At 38.9% G+C, this 19,080-nt stretch carries 15 protein-coding genes; 9 read left to right on the top strand and 6 right to left on the bottom strand.

Going from position 1 to position 19,080, the window contains the following annotated elements:
* From ACLCDL_RS02545 to ACLCDL_RS02535, 3 genes are all read left to right on the top strand, one after another.
* Window positions 1-372 (top strand): hypothetical protein, encoded by a 372-nt coding sequence (locus ACLCDL_RS02545; RefSeq protein WP_423146481.1) that lies wholly within the window; start codon window positions 1-3, stop codon window positions 370-372.
* 71 nt (window positions 373-443) lie between these two features.
* Window positions 444-977, top strand: a complete 534-nt coding sequence (locus ACLCDL_RS02540) for a YceI family protein (protein ID WP_423146480.1) — start codon at window positions 444-446, stop codon at window positions 975-977.
* 185 nt (window positions 978-1,162) lie between these two features.
* Complete coding sequence (locus tag ACLCDL_RS02535; protein WP_423146479.1) at window positions 1,163-4,006, top strand: M16 family metallopeptidase; 2,844 nt, start codon at window positions 1,163-1,165, stop codon at window positions 4,004-4,006.
* A 42-nt stretch (window positions 4,007-4,048) separates the two neighbouring features.
* Here the strand turns inward: ACLCDL_RS02535 and ACLCDL_RS02530 are convergent, their stop codons facing one another.
* Window positions 4,049-6,232, bottom strand: coding sequence for a family 1 glycosylhydrolase (locus ACLCDL_RS02530; protein ID WP_423146477.1), 2,184 nt, complete (start codon window positions 6,230-6,232; stop codon window positions 4,049-4,051).
* Between the two features lie 64 nt (window positions 6,233-6,296).
* Complete coding sequence (locus ACLCDL_RS02525; RefSeq protein WP_423146475.1) at window positions 6,297-7,436, bottom strand: glycosyltransferase family 1 protein; 1,140 nt, start codon at window positions 7,434-7,436, stop codon at window positions 6,297-6,299.
* A 357-nt stretch (window positions 7,437-7,793) separates the two neighbouring features.
* Here ACLCDL_RS02525 and ACLCDL_RS02520 point away from each other — a divergent pair, with 357 nt between their 5' ends.
* Complete coding sequence (locus ACLCDL_RS02520; protein WP_423146474.1) at window positions 7,794-8,186, top strand: hypothetical protein; 393 nt, start codon at window positions 7,794-7,796, stop codon at window positions 8,184-8,186.
* Window positions 8,187-8,205: 19 nt separating this feature from the next.
* Here the strand turns inward: ACLCDL_RS02520 and ACLCDL_RS02515 are convergent, their stop codons facing one another.
* On the bottom strand, window positions 8,206-9,072 hold the full coding sequence (locus ACLCDL_RS02515) for an aldose 1-epimerase family protein (RefSeq protein ID WP_423146472.1): 867 nt from the start codon (window positions 9,070-9,072) through the stop codon (window positions 8,206-8,208).
* 113 nt (window positions 9,073-9,185) lie between these two features.
* Between ACLCDL_RS02515 and ACLCDL_RS02510 the strand changes: the two genes are divergently transcribed.
* Window positions 9,186-10,001 carry an N-acetylmuramoyl-L-alanine amidase gene (locus ACLCDL_RS02510; RefSeq protein ID WP_423146471.1) on the top strand — a complete coding sequence of 272 codons (816 nt, stop codon included), beginning with the start codon at window positions 9,186-9,188 and terminating at the stop codon, window positions 9,999-10,001.
* A gap of 1 nt (window position 10,002) precedes the next feature.
* Here ACLCDL_RS02510 and ACLCDL_RS02505 read toward each other — a convergent pair whose 3' ends face one another.
* The 3 genes from ACLCDL_RS02505 to cphA are packed head-to-tail and all read right to left on the bottom strand — an operon-like array spanning window position 10,003 to window position 13,606.
* Entirely contained in the window at window positions 10,003-10,470 is a 468-nt protein-coding gene (locus ACLCDL_RS02505) for a DUF421 domain-containing protein (RefSeq protein WP_423146470.1), read from the bottom strand.
* Between the two features lie 20 nt (window positions 10,471-10,490).
* Window positions 10,491-10,964 (bottom strand): hypothetical protein, encoded by a 474-nt coding sequence (locus ACLCDL_RS02500; protein WP_423146469.1) that lies wholly within the window; start codon window positions 10,962-10,964, stop codon window positions 10,491-10,493.
* A gap of 11 nt (window positions 10,965-10,975) precedes the next feature.
* A complete protein-coding gene (cphA, locus tag ACLCDL_RS02495) occupies window positions 10,976-13,606 on the bottom strand; it encodes a cyanophycin synthetase (protein WP_423146468.1) in 2,631 nt (876 codons plus the stop codon).
* A gap of 105 nt (window positions 13,607-13,711) precedes the next feature.
* Here cphA and ACLCDL_RS02490 point away from each other — a divergent pair, with 105 nt between their 5' ends.
* The 4 genes from ACLCDL_RS02490 (at window position 13,712) to ACLCDL_RS02475 (ending at window position 19,003) form a co-directional block, all read left to right on the top strand.
* Window positions 13,712-14,620, top strand: coding sequence for a cyanophycinase (locus tag ACLCDL_RS02490; RefSeq protein WP_423146467.1), 909 nt, complete (start codon window positions 13,712-13,714; stop codon window positions 14,618-14,620).
* Window positions 14,620-15,474: an isoaspartyl peptidase/L-asparaginase gene (locus ACLCDL_RS02485; protein WP_423146466.1), complete on the top strand. Its 855-nt coding sequence runs from the start codon at window positions 14,620-14,622 to the stop codon at window positions 15,472-15,474. The genes ACLCDL_RS02490 and ACLCDL_RS02485 overlap by 1 nt, the downstream gene beginning before the upstream one ends.
* Window positions 15,475-15,603: 129 nt before the next feature.
* On the top strand, window positions 15,604-16,698 hold the full coding sequence (locus ACLCDL_RS02480; protein ID WP_423146465.1) for a tetratricopeptide repeat protein: 1,095 nt from the start codon (window positions 15,604-15,606) through the stop codon (window positions 16,696-16,698).
* Window positions 16,699-16,846: 148 nt separating this feature from the next.
* Entirely contained in the window at window positions 16,847-19,003 is a 2,157-nt protein-coding gene (locus tag ACLCDL_RS02475) for a carboxy terminal-processing peptidase (protein WP_423146464.1), read from the top strand.
* Window positions 19,004-19,080: the final 77 nt, after the last annotated feature.

Raw genomic sequence — 19,080 nt, 5'->3', positions numbered from 1 at the left:
ATGCAGGAAACCACCACTTTCAGGATAGATGAAGAAATTATCCGGTTAATAAAGCCGGAAAGCTTACAAGCGACGTTATATCATCAGATCTCTAAAAATACCGATAAAGTTCAGGAAATGATAGCACGTTATTACTTCCAAAGCCGAGGACGGGTTTTTGACCTGAGAATACCGGAAAAAGAATTTTCAGTGAATGCTACCGGAGACGGCTTGTTTACCGCTTACTATCAAATTGGAGTATTTAATAGCTGCGCAGATATTGATTTGAATTATGAAGAGAAAATGAGAGTAATATTAAATTTTAATGCAGAAAGTGGTATTACCATGTTAAATGGTGAAGAAATACCGGAACGTGAACCGGATGAAATTTAGTCGAAACAAGAATAAAAGTTGAAACTTATAATTAATTGTTCTGTTGTTTCCAGTAATAGATTTTAAAAATTATGGCAACTAAATGGCTTATCGATCCAATGCACAGTGAGATCCAGTTTAAAGTTAAACACCTCATGATCACCACTGTAACAGGTTATTTTAAATCCTTTAATTTGGAAGTAGAAACTGAAAATGATGATTTCACTACAGCTTCGAAAATAGAATTTACGGCTGATATTGATTCGATCAGCACGAACAATGAACAAAGAGATGCCCATTTAAAATCGGATGATTTCTTTAATGCAGAACAATATAGCCAGCTGCGGTTTACAGGCAATAAATACGAAAAGATAAGTGATGAGGAATACCGCTTGCATGGTGACCTTACTATTCGCGATGTTACCAAACCTCTATCATTAACAGTAGATTTCGGTGGAGTTGTTGTAGATCCATACGGACAAACAAAGGCAGGATTTACCGTTCAGGGAAAAATAAGCCGCAAAGAATTTCATTTACTGTGGAATGCGGTAACAGAAGCCGGACAGGTAGTAGTAAGTGATGAAATTAAATTACATGCCGAAGTACAGCTTGTAAAACAGGTATAAAAAATCAGAAATATCCTTTTAAACAGCCTTTGGGAAAAAGCATCTCAAAGGCTGTTTTATTTTTCCCTTTGTCTTCGTTCATTTCTTTTCTTTCTGTTAATTTCAGCCTTGCTTTAATCCTCTTTTTAAATTTGAAGTCAGAAAAGAAGGATTAAAAGAATAAAAGATATAAACCAACTATTCGAATGAAGACACCCAAATTAATTTTATGCGCCTTCGCTGTATTGCTATTTAATTTAAGCGTTCAGGCACAGAAACAATCGGATAAGCCCCGGACCAAACAAACAGTTACTTCTGCTTCTCAACTGTTACCTCTGGATTCTAATGTAATTGTGGGAAAATTAGCTAACGGCTTTACATACTATATCCGGAAAAATACCGAACCGAAAGATCGTGCGCAACTTTATCTTGCTGTTAAAGCGGGATCTATTTTGGAAAATGACAATCAGAAAGGCCTTGCACACTTTACTGAGCATATGAGCTTTAACGGCACAAAAAACTATCCGAAGAACGAATTAGTAAATTATTTGCAAAAAGCCGGAGTTCGTTTTGGCGCTGATTTAAATGCCTATACCAGTTTTGACCAGACCGTTTACATGTTACCCATCCCTACAGATGACCAGGATGTATTTAAAAACGGGATGCAGATTATGAGAGACTGGGCGCAGGAAGCAACTTTTGATACTGTTGAAATAAATAAAGAGCGGGGCGTTGTTCTGGAAGAAAAACGCCTGGGAAAAGGTGCGCAGGAACGTATGCAAAATAAATACCTTCCTTTGATCTTTAATAATTCCAGGTATTCTGAGCGTCTTCCGATAGGGACTGAAGAGGTATTAAAAAACTTTAAACCAGAAACAATTAAGTCTTTTTATAAAGACTGGTATCGCCCGAACCTGGAGGCTTTAATTGTTGTGGGAGATATTGATGTTAAAAAGGTAGAGCAAATGATCAAAAATGAGTTTTCTGATCTGAAAAACCCTGCGAATCCACGTGCAAGGGTAGATTATAAAATTCCATTGATCAATAAGAATCAATTTATTGCAGTTACTGATAAAGAATTTCCCGTAACAGTAGCACAGGTATTGATCAAACATCCCGAAAGGAAAATTAAAACAACCGCTGATTTACGTTACAGCATGGTACGCTCGTTGTACAACCAGATGCTTTCTTCGCGTTTCAGCGAGTTAATCAAACAGGCAAATCCTCCTTTTGTACAAGGCGGAAGCAGTATAGGAGGTTTTCTTGCCGGATTGGATGTGGCATCGGCTTTTGTAGTTGCCAAGCCAGGTGAGCTGGAAAAAGGATTTAAAGCAGTGCTGACGGAGACAGAACGTGTTAAGCGTTTTGGATTTACTTCTACAGAGCTTGCACGTGCCAAAGAATCTTTCATGACATCGGTAGAAACGGCTTATAAAGAACGCGATAAAACCGCTTCAGATGCTTTCGTTCAGGAATATCTTCAGCATTTTCTGGAAGAGGAGGCAAGCCCCGGTATCACTTATGAGTTTAATTTTTATAAAAACAATATAGAAGGAATTTCTGTAGCTGATGTAAACGCGTTGGCCAAAGAATATTTAACGGATGTGAACCGCGATGTACTGATTATGGGGCCGGAAAAAGATGCCGCAACTCTTCCGGATGAAGCTACCGTTAATTCATGGATTAAAGCCGTTCAGCAGCAAAAATTAGCTGCTTATGTAGACGATGTATCTGACAAACCACTGATAGAATCAAAACCCGCAGCAGGAAAAATAGTATCTGGAAAGAAAATAAACGAGCTTGGAGTAACAGAACTTGAGTTAAGCAACGGAGTTAAAGTAGTGTTAAAACCTACCGATTTTAAAAACGATGAGATTAGTTTCAGCGCTTTTAGTCCGGGAGGAACCTCTTTGTATAGCGATGCTGATTATCAATCTGCATCAAATGCTTCTTCACTGATTGGCCGCAGCGGAGTAGGAAGTTTTAGCCCCGTACAATTACCGAAAATGTTAGCCGGAAAACGTGTTTTTGTTTCTCCTTATATTTCAGAACGAAGTGAAGGAATTTATGCTTCTGCTACTCCAAAAGATCTGGAAACGGCGTTACAATTAACGTACCTCTACTTTACACAGCCCCGCAAAGACGAGGCTATTTACAGTGCGTTCATCACTCAGCAAAAAGCTATGCTTGAGAACAGGAGCAGCGATCCGAACGCAGTATTTTCCGATACTGTTTCGGCTGTTTTAGGTAATTATAACGTTCGCCGCACAGGGCCAAGCCTCGCGAAAATTAATCAGATTGACCTGGATAAGGCTTTCAAAATATATAAAGAACGTTTTGCCGATGCCAGCGATTTTACTTTCACTTTTGTTGGCAGCTTTAACGTTGCCGACATTAAACCATTGATAGAACAATACCTCGGCGCTCTGCCATCAATTAAAAGAAAGGAAGAAGCTAAAGATCTTGGCATCTATGCTCCAAAAGGAAAAGTAGAGAAAAAAGTTTATAAAGGGCAGGAGCAAAAGGCTTCCGTTCGGCTGGTATTTACAGGCGACTATACCTACAATACTGAAAACAACAACCGGATAGATGCTTTGGGAGAAATCTTACAAATTAAACTGATTGAGCGTCTCCGTGAAGACGAAAGCGGAGTTTATAGTCCCGGGGTACGGGCCAGCTATAGCAAATATCCAAAAAACAGGTATTCATTTACAGTTTCTTTTGGATGTGGCCCAGAAAATGTAGAAAAGCTAATCGCTTCAACACTGGATGAAATAAATAAATTGAAAAAGAACGGGCCTGAAGCGCAGGATATTGCAAAATTTATTGCAGAAGAACAACGATCAACCCAGGTACAACTGAAAGAAAATTCGTTCTGGGCCAGCTACCTGGCTAACCAGTATGAAAACAAGGAAGATCCTAAAGAAGTATTGACTTATCTTGATTCTTTAAAGAAAATCACTCCGGCAAGCTTAAAAGAAGCTGCTAACAAATACTTAAGCGGAGAGAATCTAATCAAACTGGTTCTTCTTCCTGAGGGCAAGAAATAATATATTTTTGGGGAAAGCATTACTAAAAGTGCTTTCCCTTTTTTATAAAAGAACCAGCTCCTGCTCTTTAAAATACCGGTCCAGTGCATTTTCCAGATCTGGAAGCAACAGGGCACGCTCACTATTCAAAACACTGTAAACAGGTCGTTGGGCTTTAAACTCCAGTAAACTTGCCGGTACCGGCAAAATAAGCCCTTCCTGTTGACATCCTCCTCTTTTTGCCACATTTTCTGCCAGGGTTGACCAGGTTGTTTCTCCATAATTAGCCAGGTGCCAGATACCTCTTTCATCATCTATTAAAATATCAAGGCTGGTATTAACTAGGTCTGGTACATAGGTTGGAGAAATATACAAGTCGCTGGCGGCAGTAAAGGGAGTTTTATTTTTTACAGATTTAAGTACATTATGAACAAAGTTATAGGTATCCCAAGGGCCAAAAAACGCACTTGTTCGAATAATTAAAGAAGACGGATTGTTCTGCAAAACCAGTTTTTCTGCAAGCGCCTTGCTTTGTCCGTAAATATTTAACGGTGAAACCTGGTCACTTTCTGTATAGTACTTGTTTTTTTTACCGTCAAAAACAAGGTCGGATGAAAAGGTTAAAAATTTTATTCCGTATTTTTTGCATAAGGCAGCCATCGTGGCCGGTCCTTTGGCATTTGCAAGAAAGCAACTACTGCATTCTGTTTCCGCATCATCTACCCGTACAAAACCGGCTGCGTTAATAATCGCCCAAGGGCGTTTGTTTCTGATTATTTGCTCCAGCTGTATGGGATTTGAAATATCTACATCATCTCTTCCCAGCAATTCGTAAGTAATACCTCGTAACTCACAGATCCGGGCAAAGGCTTTACCTAAAGTCCCAGTTTTTCCGGTTATAAGCACCGGCTGTGAAGAGACAGATTCAGAACTTATTTTACGCGATAGTTTTTCGTGAAAATACAATACACGAAGATCCCTGTGCCACCAACCTTTGTTTTCCAATAGCGGATGATCGAAGTTTTCCCCAGAAGAATACGATTTAATCATTTTCCCCAAGGCTGTTTCCCGGGGCTTTCCTCCCCTTATATCAAACACTCCCGGTTCGTATATTCCGGGCGGTGAAGTCAGTAATTCAGTCCACCCATGAGAGCCCAGAAGAGCCCAGGCTGTTATTGCACGAATATCAACGCCCTGGCAACGCAGACTTTTTACCGTTTTTAAAACCTCATCCAGCCAGCGCATTTGTTCTTCCCGTGTACATCCCATATGTACTTCCGTTAAAACCATTGGGGTTTTAAAACGTTCCCACGCTTCTTTCAACAGCAAGGCGACTCCGTTTTCTTCATCCAGTTTTACTCTTACTGCTTCTACATCCGCATATAGTTGTTCACCATTGCTGCCTACTGCGCATTCAGGAAAATTTTCGATACGTTCATCTAAATATCTTTCAGATGTTGGATAATGATTAAACCCGATAACATCCGGAGGACAATTCTTTTCCCAGAAAAACTCAAACTCTTGTTCATCCAGTCCGATTGATAGTAAATAATCCCAAAGGCTATGGCCGGGTTTCACTTTTCCGCTTAATAAATCAAATCCTAACCACCTGCGTTTGTTTTCATAACTAGCCTGGGTTTTTAAAGCAGGAGTGCTATATGTTTTACTCAGATCTTCAGACTGAACAAGTTTAGCTTCCGGATTAATTTTCCTGATAGCCTCCATCGCTAAAATAGTAGCTTTACACTCGTTCATTAAAATCCGAAAGAAGCTGAGTGTATCTTTAGCATGTGGATACCAGATACCATACAAACCGCAAAAACGGGCAGTCGTTAAGGGCTCGTTAATGGGTGTATAATATTTAACCCATGGAAACTGCTCTGCAACCTGAGCCGCATAATTTGCCAGGCCTGTCGCAAAATTTTCTGTTTCAATTGTTGCATAAGCCGGCCCGCTTCCATGGTGTACCAATCCTAAAATCGGATCAATTCCAAGTGCGAGCAGTTTATTTAAACTTTTTTTACTGCGGCTCCAGTCAATTATGGTATTTGCTTCCGGCTGATGTTTTTCCCAGATTAGCGGATACCTGATTTTTTTTATTTCAAGCTGTGCAAAGAGTTCAAAATCTTCTTCCCTTTTGTAATGGCCGGAATAATCAAGCTGATCAAAATAAGAATCCTGTACACGGTTAACGGAACATTCCATTCCGCCCCAAATTTCTATTTCCTGCTGGTGCGAACTATCCATTTTACTCCTTTTATTTCTCCCCAGATCTTAAATTATAGTCCGTAAATACAGGCCTAAATTAAATTCAGGCACTTAAAGGAACTGTGATGCGGCGATTAAGAGCCTGCCGAATCAATCCGGTCATATTTTTATACGTTTGATCCCAGGATTTATCTTCTAAGAAAGAATCCACTCGCGAAAGCCATTCTTTCTTCGGCAGGCGAAGTGCTTTTTCTGCAGCGGCAACAAACTCTTTCGAATTTCTTACAATGTCAACAAGTTCTAATTTTCCGTATGGGTTTACCACATCCCGAATTGGTGTTGAGAGTACGGGGATTCCTGCTGAAAGATATTCGGGCGTTTTTGTAGGGCTGATATACCTGGTAGATTCATTCAATAAAAATGGTATAAGCGCCAAATCCCAGCCTGCAAGATAATCAGGCAATACATCGTATGATTTTGAGCCTAAATAATGAATATTTTTATTATTAGGTAAAATATCGGGATTGATCTTTACAACCGGCCCAATTAAAACTATTTGCCACTCTGGCCTCATGGAAGCAACATCTCCAATAAGTTTATAATCGAAACGTTCGTCAATTACTCCGTAAAATCCCAAACGTGTAGCGGGAATTGAAGCCTGATCAGCAGGTTCTTTTCCTTTTTTACGGGCTTTTGCAAAATGCTTTTTATCAATGCTGCTTGGAAAAGGGTGAATATTCTGGTGTTGATTCTTCTTTGCTTCGTACAAAGAATGTCCTCCCGTAAATACTAAATCAGCCCGGTTCATTAAATCTTTTTCCAGGATGGAGATTTCGGTAGGCGCATTTTTAAAGGCCGACAATTCATCCATGCAGTCGTAAACGATTAATTCGGGATAATATCCGGCAGAAAATTCCAATGCCATAGGCGTATAGTACCAAAAAATGTAATCGGCAAGATTCTTATCTTTCAAAAAAATATTCAGCATTTCTTTTTGCAAAAGATTTGCTTCCTGCTTACTCAAACCCTGATGAATGTGCGGCACTAATACCCATAGTTTTTCATCCCTTTTACTTATAGATAAAAAACTGTTTTCATTTTCTTCTACATCACAGATCGGTTCTTCAAAAAAATATACATTAAACTCCTTTGCAAAACGAGTTAAAAGGTGTTGTGGACGTTGAAAAACAAAATCCCATCTTAAATGGGAAAAGCATAACAAATTTTCTGGTAGTCGTTTCATATTCTTCACTTTAGAATTCTAACAAGAAGTTTATAGAATCGTTTGCCTTTAAACCGCATTTTTTTGCCCTTTAAACTAATTTGAAAAGCGTTTTCTTAGTTAGGATAACTTTTGCTTTCTAAGCAGGTTGAAATAAACTTTAATGAAATAAAAGCAAAGAAGCCGATGGTAATACGAATTACTTTCTAACAACATTTTGAGATCCTTGAGGCTTTAATAAACATTTTCTTTTTACACCTTTAGCTATATTTATTCTTAGTTTAATAATTTAAATAATTAAATAATTTTTGCTTTTAATGTTATAAGTTGTAACATTAAGAATTATAATCACGTAAGAGAGTTCCATTAACAATACTTATGGCAAATTTGGAAATTCAAGCATCGGAGTTAAAAGAAAAATACCTGTTTTATCTCGAGTCCTTAAAAAATTTAACACCTCAGAAACTTACTGAAATGACTGCTTTCATTATTGAGCTGGGTGATAAAATAAAGGCACTTACTGATAAACAGAACAAAACTGATGAGGATTATGACCATATAGAGCAGATGAGTACCGAGTTGCAGGATTTTATACAGCAGCTTGCCACAGCGCAGATTACCTTGCGAAAAAAAGAATGGGAAGATACCGAAGCGTATTACCAGAAATTAAAAACCGATGCAGCAAAAGGAGATGAAATAGCTATTGAAGTGTTAAAAGATTTCGAGCCTATTTATTTTGAAATGCAGGAACGGATTAAGAACGAGCTGTAATTGTTCAGTAACTAAGTCTTTAAAAACACTTCACGCTCCAGCTTCTGTTCCAGCTTTGCTTTGCGTTTAAACATTGAATACCTTCCTTACTTTCTAATTGCTGGTTGTGTGCAACCGAATCGGCTATGCCGCACCAGGGTTCAATGCATACAAAAGGAGCGTCTTTAGCTGCCCATATACCTAAATAAGGAAATCCTTTGAAGTTAAAGTCAATACCTCGTTTATTTTTGTGATTTAATAATGAAATTTTTTGCGACTGCAGGTTTTTTAAAACAAGCGCATCCTCATAAAATAACTCCTTTGTTAAGGGGACCTGCTTTTCATCTTTCAAAAAAGGAACGCTTGCTGTACTCATGAGGTTACCGGAAAGCGGCCAGCGATTGGCACTTTCGTTACATTCAAACTCAAGATAATAATCTTCATAGTAACTATCTGTAGTTAACGGAACTGCAAAAGCAGGATGCCCGCCGACTGAGAAATATAAGTTCACCTCTGTCGGATTTAACACTTCATAAGTCACTGTTAAGTTATCAGCTTCCAGTTTATAATGTATGTTAAAGATAAATTCAAAGGGATATTTTTTCAGGGTTTCCTCATCAGACGATAAAGAGAAAGATGCCACTGTTTCTGATTCCTGCATGGCTGTAAAAGCCATATCTCTTGCAAAGCCATGCCTGGGTAAGCTGTATTTTTTATTCTGATAATTGTAGGTATCGTCCTTCAAAACACCTACTATCGGGAATAATACCGGCGAATGCTTACTCCAGAATTTAGCATCAGCATTCCAAAGATAATCAATTTTAGTATACTGATTGTATAATTTTGTTAATTCTGCTCCCTTCGGATTTATCTGAACTGTTAAAACTTCATTTTTTAATGTTATCATAAATAAAATCGCTTCAGTAAAAATCTACTTTTTTGCCGGCTTTAGGAAGCTTTTCTATTTTTATCAATATACCAACAGTTTGTTTCGGGCTTAAAGTTAAATTTGGATCAATTATGAAACGCCATTTTATTTTAGCAACCACTCTGCTCATCTTTTTTTCCTCGTGTTCTGTAAATCCCTATGCTCCTACTAATAAAATGTATAAAAAGCAGGCACGAACGCTGGCAAAAACTATCAGTAAATCCCCTTTGCCTTTTATAGAGGGGCCCGGAGTAAAAACTGCACCTTATTTTGTTGGAACAGTAAATTTTAACCTGCGTAAGCCTAATTATGTAATTATTCATCATACCGCCCAAAACGCGTGTGAACAAACACTAAAAACCTTTACCACTGTAAAAACGCAGGTAAGCGCTCATTATGTAATTTGTAAAGACGGAACTATTTATCACATGCTGAATGATTACCTCAGAGCATGGCACGGCGGAAATGCAAAGTGGGGTAGTTTAACGGATATCAATTCTTCCTCTATAGGGATAGAACTTGATAATAATGGTTTTGAAGCATTTACCGATACGCAGATAAACAGCCTGTTATCCTTACTGGCAATGCTTAAAAAGAATTATAATATTCCGGCAAGCAATTTTATCGGGCATTCAGATATTGCTCCCAAGAGAAAGGTGGATCCAAATCCGCTCTTTCCCTGGAAAAAACTTGCTTCAAAAGGGTTCGGACTGTGGTACGATGATATGACGGAGGTACCCGACAGTACGTTCAATAGTAAAACTGCATTAAGGCTTATCGGATACGACGTTCAGGATTCGATAGCCGCCATAAAGGCTTTTAAACTGCATTTTATACAAACAGAGTTAAGCCCGCAACTTACCGATTTTGATAAAAGTGTATTAGATAATTTGAGTAAGAAATATTAAGCTAAATAGCCGGGCCCGGGTTTAAGTGCTTTGGAATAATACTTATTGAGCCGTCTTTTTCAAGTACTGCATATTTTATCTGATCGAGACTTTCCAGACCCTGATTCGCCCGTGCTGCTTCCAAAATATCTTCAACCTGCAACCGTGCTTTCGACATTCTGTCTAAAAACGGTTCGCCATCTTTTAAAATAATAAGCGGCACGCTGTTGATGATATTATCAAACAATTTGTATTTGCCGGTTAAAAGAGAAATTACAATATCAATAAAAACCAATGTGGTTATTGCTAACATCCCTCCGGTAATCGAATTATCATCGTTTATTAAAGCTTGCTGACACGCTTCACTAATTATTAACAGCAATACCAAGTCGAAGGTGGTCATTTCACCCAGCGTTCTTTTACCGCCTACCCGTAGAATAATAAATACAAAAAAGTAAATTATAGTAGAGCGTAATATGATCGATTCCATAGCCTTTAGTTTTTAATGTGTTAAAAGAATATATACTGATCTACCGTTTTTTTATTACCGTTTATTTCTATCTCTAAACTTTGCGCACCATAATCAATAGGATCCAGATAGAATGTTATTTCATTTATTTTACTGTCAGAAAACTTCAGCTTAATATGTTTTCCGCTTAATTCCATTAATTTTGGTTCAGGAAGTATTTTATCAATTTTAACTTTTTTTAAGTAATCTGAATTTATTGTTAAAGAAGAATCTTTCCCTAAACTGCCTGCATTAACTACAAGCTCTGTGCTTACAGAATATCGAAGATAGCGGTCGTACTCAATAGAAAAATTTGCTTGCTTCACATGCTTTCGTGAAAAAATACCATGGCCAAATAAACCTACCGCTCCCAGAGTTAAAAAAACACCCATTAAAACCCAACCGATACGGTATAAAGGCCATTCGATTTTCTGAAACTCAAAATCTTTCTCAAGATCTGAAACGTGTCTTTCCATAGTTAATTTATTTAAACCTGCACCTGTTTTCCGCATTCCTTATCGTAGTGTTGCTGTACTACTTCAATCGGATGGTAAATCGCTTCCCCGATAATGGTTATTAATTCGCCCGGTGTTACATTCGCTATTACATGCTTCCATGCATCTTCGCTTTTTGGGATTATCTTAACATCTATATCGGGTTTTGCTTCTTTTACTCCTTCTACCAAAAGGCCAACCAGCTCATCGTGCGTTCTTCCTCTCAGATATTTTTCCTGGCAAATAATAATCCGGTCGAACATGTTTGCACTTAACCTTCCTACTTCACGGATGTCTTCATCTCTTCGGTCGCCTGTACCTGAGATAACACCGGTTTTAACAGAAGTATTCAGCGTAGCAATAAAAGGCTGTAAACCTCTTAGTCCGTCAGGATTGTGTGCATGATCTATTAATATTTTGTAATCATTAAAGTGGAACAGGTTCATCCTGCCTGGAGTTTGAGCTGCGGAAGGGATAAATGTTTCTAACGATAAACGGATATCTTCTATTTTAAATCCCCACAGGAAGGCAGAAAGCGATGCCGCGAGGGCGTTCTGAATCATGAAAGGAACAGTACCGTTAAAGGTAATGGGGATATGTGAAACTTTAGAGATGCGGATTTTCCAATCGCCTTTTTTTACTGAAATAAATCCGTTTTCAAACAATGCTGCAATGCCTCCTTTTTTGCAATGCTCTTCAATAACCGGGTTGTGTTCATCCATAGAAAAGTAAGCAACATTACAATGCGTTGTTTCCTTTCCTATGCGAACGCAATAGTCATTATCTGCATTAAGAACAGCCCAGCCATCTTTTTTTACCGATTCAATAACCACAGCTTTTACCCGCATCAGGTCTTCCAGGGTATTAATATCTGATATTCCCAAATGGTCTTCCTGTATGTTGGTGATAACTCCTATATCCGACTGTTCGTAACCAAGTCCGGCCCGCAATATTCCACCCCGTGCCGTTTCCAGAACAGCAAATTCTACCGTAGGGTCTTTCAATACAAACTCTGCGCTTGCAGGGCCGGTAGTATCTCCCTGCAGCAGCATGGAGTTTTGAATGTAAACACCGTCGGAAGTAGTAAAACCAACCCGGTAGCCGTTATTTTTTATAATATGAGAAATTAAGCGGGTTGTTGTGGTTTTTCCGTTGGTACCTGTAATGGCTATAATAGGTATCCTGGCAGATTTACCGGGCGGATAAAGCATATCCAACACGGGTGCTGCCACATTCCTGGGTGTTCCAATACTGGGGGCCAGGTGCATTCTGAAGCCGGGAGCAGCATTTACTTCCAGTACTACTCCTCCGGTTTCTTCCAGTGGCTGGGTAAGATTTTCGGCCATTATATCAATACCGCAAACATCTAACCCGATAATTCTGGCAATGCGTTCGCAAATGAAAACATTGTGGGGATGGACCAATTCAGTTACATCAACAGATGTACCGCCTGTACTGAGGTTTGCGGTAGATTTCAGGAATACGGTTTCATCTTTACCTGGTATCGTTTCAAGAGAATAATTTCTTTTCGTAAGCAGGTCCATCGTATCTCTGTCGACAGTTATTTCTGTTAACACATTCTCATGCCCGTATCCCCTTCGGGGATCTTTATTTTCTATTTCAATTAATTCCTTAATTGTATGTATGCCATCACCTTTAACATGTGCCGGGGTACGTAAGGCGGCGGCAACCATCTTATTATTAATTACGAGAACCCGAAAGTCATATCCTTTTATGTATTGTTCCGCAATAACTTTATCGGAATAATGCCGGGCAAACTCAAATGCTTCTTTTGCTCCTTCTAAAGTTTTAATATTTATTGTAGCACCATTACCATGATTGCCGTCCAGCGGCTTAAAAACAAGCGGAAAACCAAGTTCTTCGATAGCCGCCGTAATTTCCTCTTCCTCTGAAATTGTTAATCCCTCTGCTACGGGTATCGCCTGCTCCTGTAAAATGCGTTTGGTTTCTTCTTTGTTAGAAGCTATGTCTACGCCTATACTGCTGGTTTTATCAGTAATAGTGGCACGAAAGCGTACCTGGTTTTTACCGTAGCCCAACTGTACTAATGAAAATGAGTTAAGCCTGATAAAAGGAATCCCCCGTTTTTCTGCTTCTTCTACAATGGAAGCAGTGCTGGGGCCCAGGCGTTCTTTATCCCGCATTTCCCGCATCTTCTGAATATCCGGCTGCAGGTTGTATAGTTTTCCATTTATCAGAGCTTCAGCAATTCTAACTGCTGCCTTTGCGGCAAAAATTCCCACATTCTCTTCCAGGTAGGCAAAAACCACATTGTATATGCCGGTTGTACCCGTCGAGCGGGTTCTTCCAAAGCCACAGTCCATTCCGGCAAGGGTTTGAATCTCAAGGGCAATATGTTCTATAATATGGCCCATCCAGGTTCCTTCCTCTACACGTTCAAAAAAACCGCCTTCATGGCCTGGAGAACAATAATGGGTATAAAGGCTGGGAATAAGCGCCTCCAGCCTCTGTTTAAAACCAGGTATGTTATTGCTGGGTTTGTATTCCAATTCTTCAAGGTCCAGACGCATTTGTATCAGCTTCTTTTTTCGCACTGACCAGATGTTTGGTCCTCTCAATGCCCGGATACTCAAAATTTTCATAATAGGATAAAAAACAGGGTATTTTTAACTACTTAACCGTGTATTATATATAAAGTTTTTTTCGCTTAATTGAAACTAAAGGGGATATTTTAGGTATAAAAAATTATGGCTCCTAAGGGAAAACTGGTAATTATTGGTGGTGCGGTGGATTTGGGAAGCTCTTTAAGCTACAACGAAAACATCAACCATCCACATTACATCAAATTTTTTGAGCGTGGTATTTTAAAACGGATAATCACCGAATCTAAAAATACAGCAGATCCGGTAATTGAAGTTATTACAACGGCATCCAAAATACCCGAGATTGTCGGTCCTGAATATATTAAATCGTTTAACCAGCTCCAGGTAAAAAATATACAGGTATTGGATATCAGGACAAGGGAGGATGCTCAGATACCGGAATATCTCGAAAGAATTAAAAAGGCCGATATTGTAATGTTCACAGGCGGCGACCAGCTGCGCCTTAGTTCTATTTTTGGCGGGACTGAATTTTTGAAAATTCTTCGCAAGCGCTACCAGGAGGAACTTTTTATAATTGCAGGAACTTCTGCGGGAGCTGCGGCCGCTTCGGCAAATATGATATACAGAGGCAGTAGCAGCGAAGCTTTAATAAAGGGAGAAGTACAGATTACCGGCGGGTTGGGATTTATTGAAGGAATGATAATTGATACCCATTTTGTTCAGCGGGGGCGCATTGGCAGATTGTTTTATGCAGTAGCAAGTAATCCCGGGCTGCTTGGAATTGGTTTAGGAGAGGATGCAGGACTTTTGATAACAGAAGGGAATTGCCTGGAAGCTATCGGAGCGGGACTTACAATTCTTGTAGACGGCCGCTTTATTGAAGAAACCAATATTTACGATGTTGAAATCGGCTCGCCTGTATCTATTGAAAACTTGCGTGTACACGTCATGTCGATATTTGATACCTACGACTTGCAGAAACACGAACTCCACATAAAAAAGGCAGTAAAAATAGAGGAAGACGTTTATCTGAAACTTAAAGACTACGATTGATGGAGCCGAAAATAATTATACACGGCGGATTTTTTTCAGAATCGGGTACTAATCAGGAAGTAAAGAAGGCCAAACAACAGGCTTTAAGCGAAATTGTTAAAGCTGCTCATAACTATCTTCTGAATCATCCTGCTGTAGAAACAGCTGCCTATGCAGTTTCCTTACTGGAAGATTGTGATCTGTTTAATGCAGGCCTGGGTTCTCAAATACAGGCTGACGGAAAGATACGGATGAGCGCATCCATTATGGACGGGACTTCAAAAAAATTTGCAGGAGTAATAAATGTCGAAGATGTAAAAAATCCCGTTTTTATTGCGAAAAAGTTAATGGATTTTCCGGACAGCGTTTTATGCGGAAGAGAGGCTTTGGATTTTGCAAGACAACAGGGATTCGAGTATTATAATCCAGTGACCAAACAGCGCAGGGAAGAATATGAAAAGAAACGTGAGCAGCAATCAAGACTGGGAACCGTTGGCTGCGTTGCCCTGGATAGCGAAGGAAACCTGGCGGCGGCAACTTCAACAGGTGGGAAGGGATTTGAAATACCCGGAAGGGTAAGCGATTCTGCCACGGTAGCGGGTAACTTTGCTAATGAATACGCTGCTATTTCCTGTACCGGAGTAGGTGAAGATATTGTAAGTGCTGGACTGGCAGCAAAGATAGTAACCCGGGTTACAGATGGTTTTTCATTAATGGACGCATCACAAAAATCGTTTGAAGAATTAAAACCGTTCGATGGCTTTGCCGGTGTTATTGGTATTACTGTCGACGGCCATATCCACTACCAGAATTCTCATCCTTACATGGTTTGGGCGTCTTTTGATCAGGGACTTAAAGTTTTCAGCGGAGAATAATATCTCCACACAATACCCTTCTTTTTATTACGTTTAAAAATAAATTATAGTTTACTATCTCAAAGTATTAGTAAATTGCTACTCAATGTTATCGCTCTTTCAAAAACGAATTCCCTACAGAAAAACTACATGAAGATTAAACATATCCTAATTCTGCTGCTGGCAGGAATATGCCGCACGAATAGCAGTTCCGCTTTTTCTGCTATCAATCCTGATTCCGTTTCACTGAGTGCAAAGAAACCGGTAAAAATCGGGCCCCAGGAAATGGGCATTTTATTAGACTCTGCCGTTATTTTTAAAATGCAGGTGGACGCACGTTTTAATAAAATGACAAAAGATGCGGCTTCTTTTAAAAATTACAAAGAATTTCAGTCACTTTATTCCTTTCTTTCGTTTACTGAAACTTTTCAAACATCCGGCAAAGACGCAGAAGATAATCTAAAGAAAACACTTGCCTTATATAAGAGTGAAGATAATTATTCCGGCCTTGTACTAATAAATAACTCGCTGGCAGTTTTACATGCTAACAAAGGTGATTTTGAAAAATCAGTACAGTTTTTTAATGATGCCAAAAGATTATGCGAACAGAAGAAAGATAAACAGGGAATAGCGAGTATAAATGAAAACCTGGCCGCAGTTTACAAAGTAACAGGACAATATGACAAGGCAATTATCCTTTACGAAGAAAACACTAAAATAAATTCTGCCATTCAGAAACCTAATGTTGTTGCTGAGGATTATCTTAAGATTGCTGATTTAAAATCTATGAAGGGAGAATATACACAGGCAGAATACTATATTTTGAAAAAGGCATTTCCATTATTCAGAAGGATGGGAAATAAAGTAGGCAGAATGAATTGCTTTGAATCGCTGGCGTTTATGTATCGCTTGCAAAACAAACTGTCTGAAGCGAAATGGTTTTCTGTTCAATCTAAGATAATGGCAGATAAGTTAAACAATCTTCCGGCACAGATTTCTTCATTAATGAGCCTTGCTTTCATTAAAAGTGAACTGGGCTTTAACGACCAGGCACTGGCGGATTATAAAGAGGCTGAAAAACTGGCCGCCGATAATAATTTTTCAGAATACCTTGTTGAAATTAAAGGAAATATGGGTGATGTTTACCGAAAGCTCGGAAACTATTTAGCGGCAAACACAAGTATTGATGAATATTACAAATTGAAAGAAAACTTGTTTAATACCTCTGCTGTTAAAGTTTTTTAAAACATATTCATCCTTAAGTAAATTCACGTTTATTTAAAAATAAAAAATACTAATTTTGGCTTCAAAGTTGTTACAAAAAGAGGCAGGGATTTACTGCCTCTTTTTGTTTATTTAAAAAGCTGATCATTATAGCAAGGTATCATAAAAAATGGATTTTAAATCATTCAGGGAAATGCTTAAAAAAATATTTCTTTCTTTATTTATAGCAGCTGCATTTGCATGCCAGGCAAATACAAATATTGACCCAAAAGTAGAAGGGTCAAATAATCTGGAGCCCGAGGCGCAGCAGGAGATCGTTACCAAAAAAATTGTAGAGCTGATAGAAAACTTTCATTATAAAAAAGTAAAGCTCACCGATTCCATTTCGGAAGTTATTTTTAATAATTACCTAAAACGGCTTGATGAAGGCCATACCTACCTTCTTGCCAGTGATGTTAAAGACTTCGAACAGTATAAATACAGCCTTGACGATCAGCTTCGCGATGGAGATCTGAATGCCTTGTTCCGTATATTCAACATTTTTCAAAAAAGATACGATGAACGCTTGAAGTATTCGTTATCGCAGGTAAATACAAATTTCAGTTTTGACGGAAATGAGGTTTATACCTACGACAGGAGTAAACTTCCCTGGTTTAAATCAGAAGCGGAAGCGAACGAAGCATGGCTTAAAAGGGTTAAATATGATTTACTGAATTTGCGAATAACGGGTTCGGAAGAAGAAAAGAATGTAAAAACATTAAAACAACGTTACGAAAACCTGTTATCACAATCTAATAAAACAAATAACCAGGATGCTTTCCAGATCATGATGGATGCTTTTACAGAAAGCATCGATCCGCATACCAATTATTTTGTACCAACCAGAGCCCAGGAATTTAATGAGGAGATGGCACGTACCTTTGAAGGTATCGGCGCAAGGCTTCAGTTAGAAAATGAAGTAGTTAAAATCGCTGAAATTATCCCGGGCGGCCCTGCCTATAAAGCAAAAACCTTGAATGTTGACGACAAGATTATTGCCGTGGCTCAGGGAAAAGATGGTGAATTTGTAGACGTAATTGGATGGCGCCTTGACAATACTGTTTCAAAGATAAAAGGGCCAAAAGGCACTATGGTTCGATTAAAAATTATTCCTGCCGGACAAGAAATTTCCTCTAAACCGAAAATTGTTGAATTATATCGAGATAAAGTGGTTTTGCAGGATCAGTCTGCAAAGAAAACCATTAAAACAGTAACCTCCGGTGGCAAAACATATAAAATCGGGGTTATTGATGTTCCCGGTTTCTATGCAGATTTTAAAGCCTATCAGGCAGGCGATCCTAATTATAAAAGCACCACCAGAGACGTGCGAATGATTCTGGATACATTGAAACAGCAAAAGGTTGACGGCGTTATGATAGATTTGCGCAGCAACGGCGGCGGCTCGCTAATGGAAGCTATTGAGTTAACAGGTTTATTTATTAAAACCGGCCCTGTAGTTCAGGTGAGAGATGCACGCAACCAGGTAGAAGTTGATAAAGACGAAGACGAAAGTATTGCATGGAATGGTCCCTTAGGCGTAATAGTAGATCGTTTCAGTGCTTCCGCATCTGAAATTTTTGCCGGGGCAATTCAGGATTACGGCCGGGGTATTATCCTCGGAACACAGACTTACGGAAAAGGTACTGTACAATCCGCTTTGGATATGGCTCGCTTTATCGGCCCGGCCGATAAGTTGCTTTTAATGACCAAGAAAGGAGAAGAAACAGCAAGTTCAACTTCTAAAAACCTTCCAAAGTTTGGCCAGATAAATTTAACCATGGCCAAGTTTTATCGTGTAAATGGTAACAGTACACAGCATAAAGGGGTAATTCCTGATATTAAGTTTCCGATGGTTTTCCCGGCTGATAAATTTGGAGAAAGCTCAGAACCTTCGGCTTTACCTTTCGATGTAATTAAACCTAGTAACTACGCTCCTGTTGCAGATCTTTCAGGTTTAAAAACTCAGCTGTCAAGCATGCATGAAAAGAGAATGAAGGCTGCACCGGAATATAAATACCTTTTGGAAGATATAGAACAGTTTAGAAAACGTTCAAGTGAAACGTCTGTAACTTTGAATGAAGAAAAGTTAAAAAAGGAACGTGACGAACAAGAAGCACGTACCCTGGCACGCGACAACCAACGAAGAGCGTTAAAAGGTTTACCTCCATTGAAAAAAGGAGAGCCCAAACCAAAAGATGATGTAGATTTTATTCAGAACGAAAGCTTAAATGTCCTGGTTGATTTTATTCAGCTTGGAAAAAGCACTCAACTGACTTTTAAATATTAAATTTAATATAGAATGAATAGCAAAACCTGGGTTAGTCCGGGTTTTTGTGTTTAAAACCATTCTGTTAGTTGCAGGTT

It is taken from the genome of Rubrilithobacter danxiaensis (genome assembly GCF_047272945.1).
GTDB classification, from domain to species: domain Bacteria; phylum Bacteroidota; class Bacteroidia; order Sphingobacteriales; family Sphingobacteriaceae; genus Rubrolithibacter; species Rubrolithibacter danxiaensis.
The sequence above is the reverse complement of the archived record's forward strand: the minus strand, read 5'-3'. Positions and strand labels throughout refer to the sequence as shown.

Excerpts from the sequence above, each read along its gene's own strand:
- ACLCDL_RS02545 (WP_423146481.1), top strand. The coding sequence starts at position 1 with ATGCAGGAAACCACCACTTTCAGGATAGATGAAGAAATTATCCGGTTA.
- ACLCDL_RS02540 (WP_423146480.1), top strand. The coding sequence starts at position 444 with ATGGCAACTAAATGGCTTATCGATCCAATGCACAGTGAGATCCAGTTT.
- ACLCDL_RS02535 (WP_423146479.1), top strand. The coding sequence starts at position 1,163 with ATGAAGACACCCAAATTAATTTTATGCGCCTTCGCTGTATTGCTATTT.
- ACLCDL_RS02530 (WP_423146477.1), bottom strand. The coding sequence starts at position 6,232 with ATGGATAGTTCGCACCAGCAGGAAATAGAAATTTGGGGCGGAATGGAA.
- ACLCDL_RS02525 (WP_423146475.1), bottom strand. The coding sequence starts at position 7,436 with ATGAAACGACTACCAGAAAATTTGTTATGCTTTTCCCATTTAAGATGG.
- ACLCDL_RS02520 (WP_423146474.1), top strand. The coding sequence starts at position 7,794 with ATGGCAAATTTGGAAATTCAAGCATCGGAGTTAAAAGAAAAATACCTG.
- ACLCDL_RS02515 (WP_423146472.1), bottom strand. The coding sequence starts at position 9,072 with ATGATAACATTAAAAAATGAAGTTTTAACAGTTCAGATAAATCCGAAG.
- ACLCDL_RS02510 (WP_423146471.1), top strand. The coding sequence starts at position 9,186 with ATGAAACGCCATTTTATTTTAGCAACCACTCTGCTCATCTTTTTTTCC.
- ACLCDL_RS02505 (WP_423146470.1), bottom strand. The coding sequence starts at position 10,470 with ATGGAATCGATCATATTACGCTCTACTATAATTTACTTTTTTGTATTT.
- ACLCDL_RS02500 (WP_423146469.1), bottom strand. The coding sequence starts at position 10,964 with ATGGAAAGACACGTTTCAGATCTTGAGAAAGATTTTGAGTTTCAGAAA.
- cphA (WP_423146468.1), bottom strand. The coding sequence starts at position 13,606 with ATGAAAATTTTGAGTATCCGGGCATTGAGAGGACCAAACATCTGGTCA.
- ACLCDL_RS02490 (WP_423146467.1), top strand. The coding sequence starts at position 13,712 with ATGGCTCCTAAGGGAAAACTGGTAATTATTGGTGGTGCGGTGGATTTG.
- ACLCDL_RS02485 (WP_423146466.1), top strand. The coding sequence starts at position 14,620 with ATGGAGCCGAAAATAATTATACACGGCGGATTTTTTTCAGAATCGGGT.
- ACLCDL_RS02480 (WP_423146465.1), top strand. The coding sequence starts at position 15,604 with ATGAAGATTAAACATATCCTAATTCTGCTGCTGGCAGGAATATGCCGC.
- ACLCDL_RS02475 (WP_423146464.1), top strand. The coding sequence starts at position 16,847 with ATGGATTTTAAATCATTCAGGGAAATGCTTAAAAAAATATTTCTTTCT.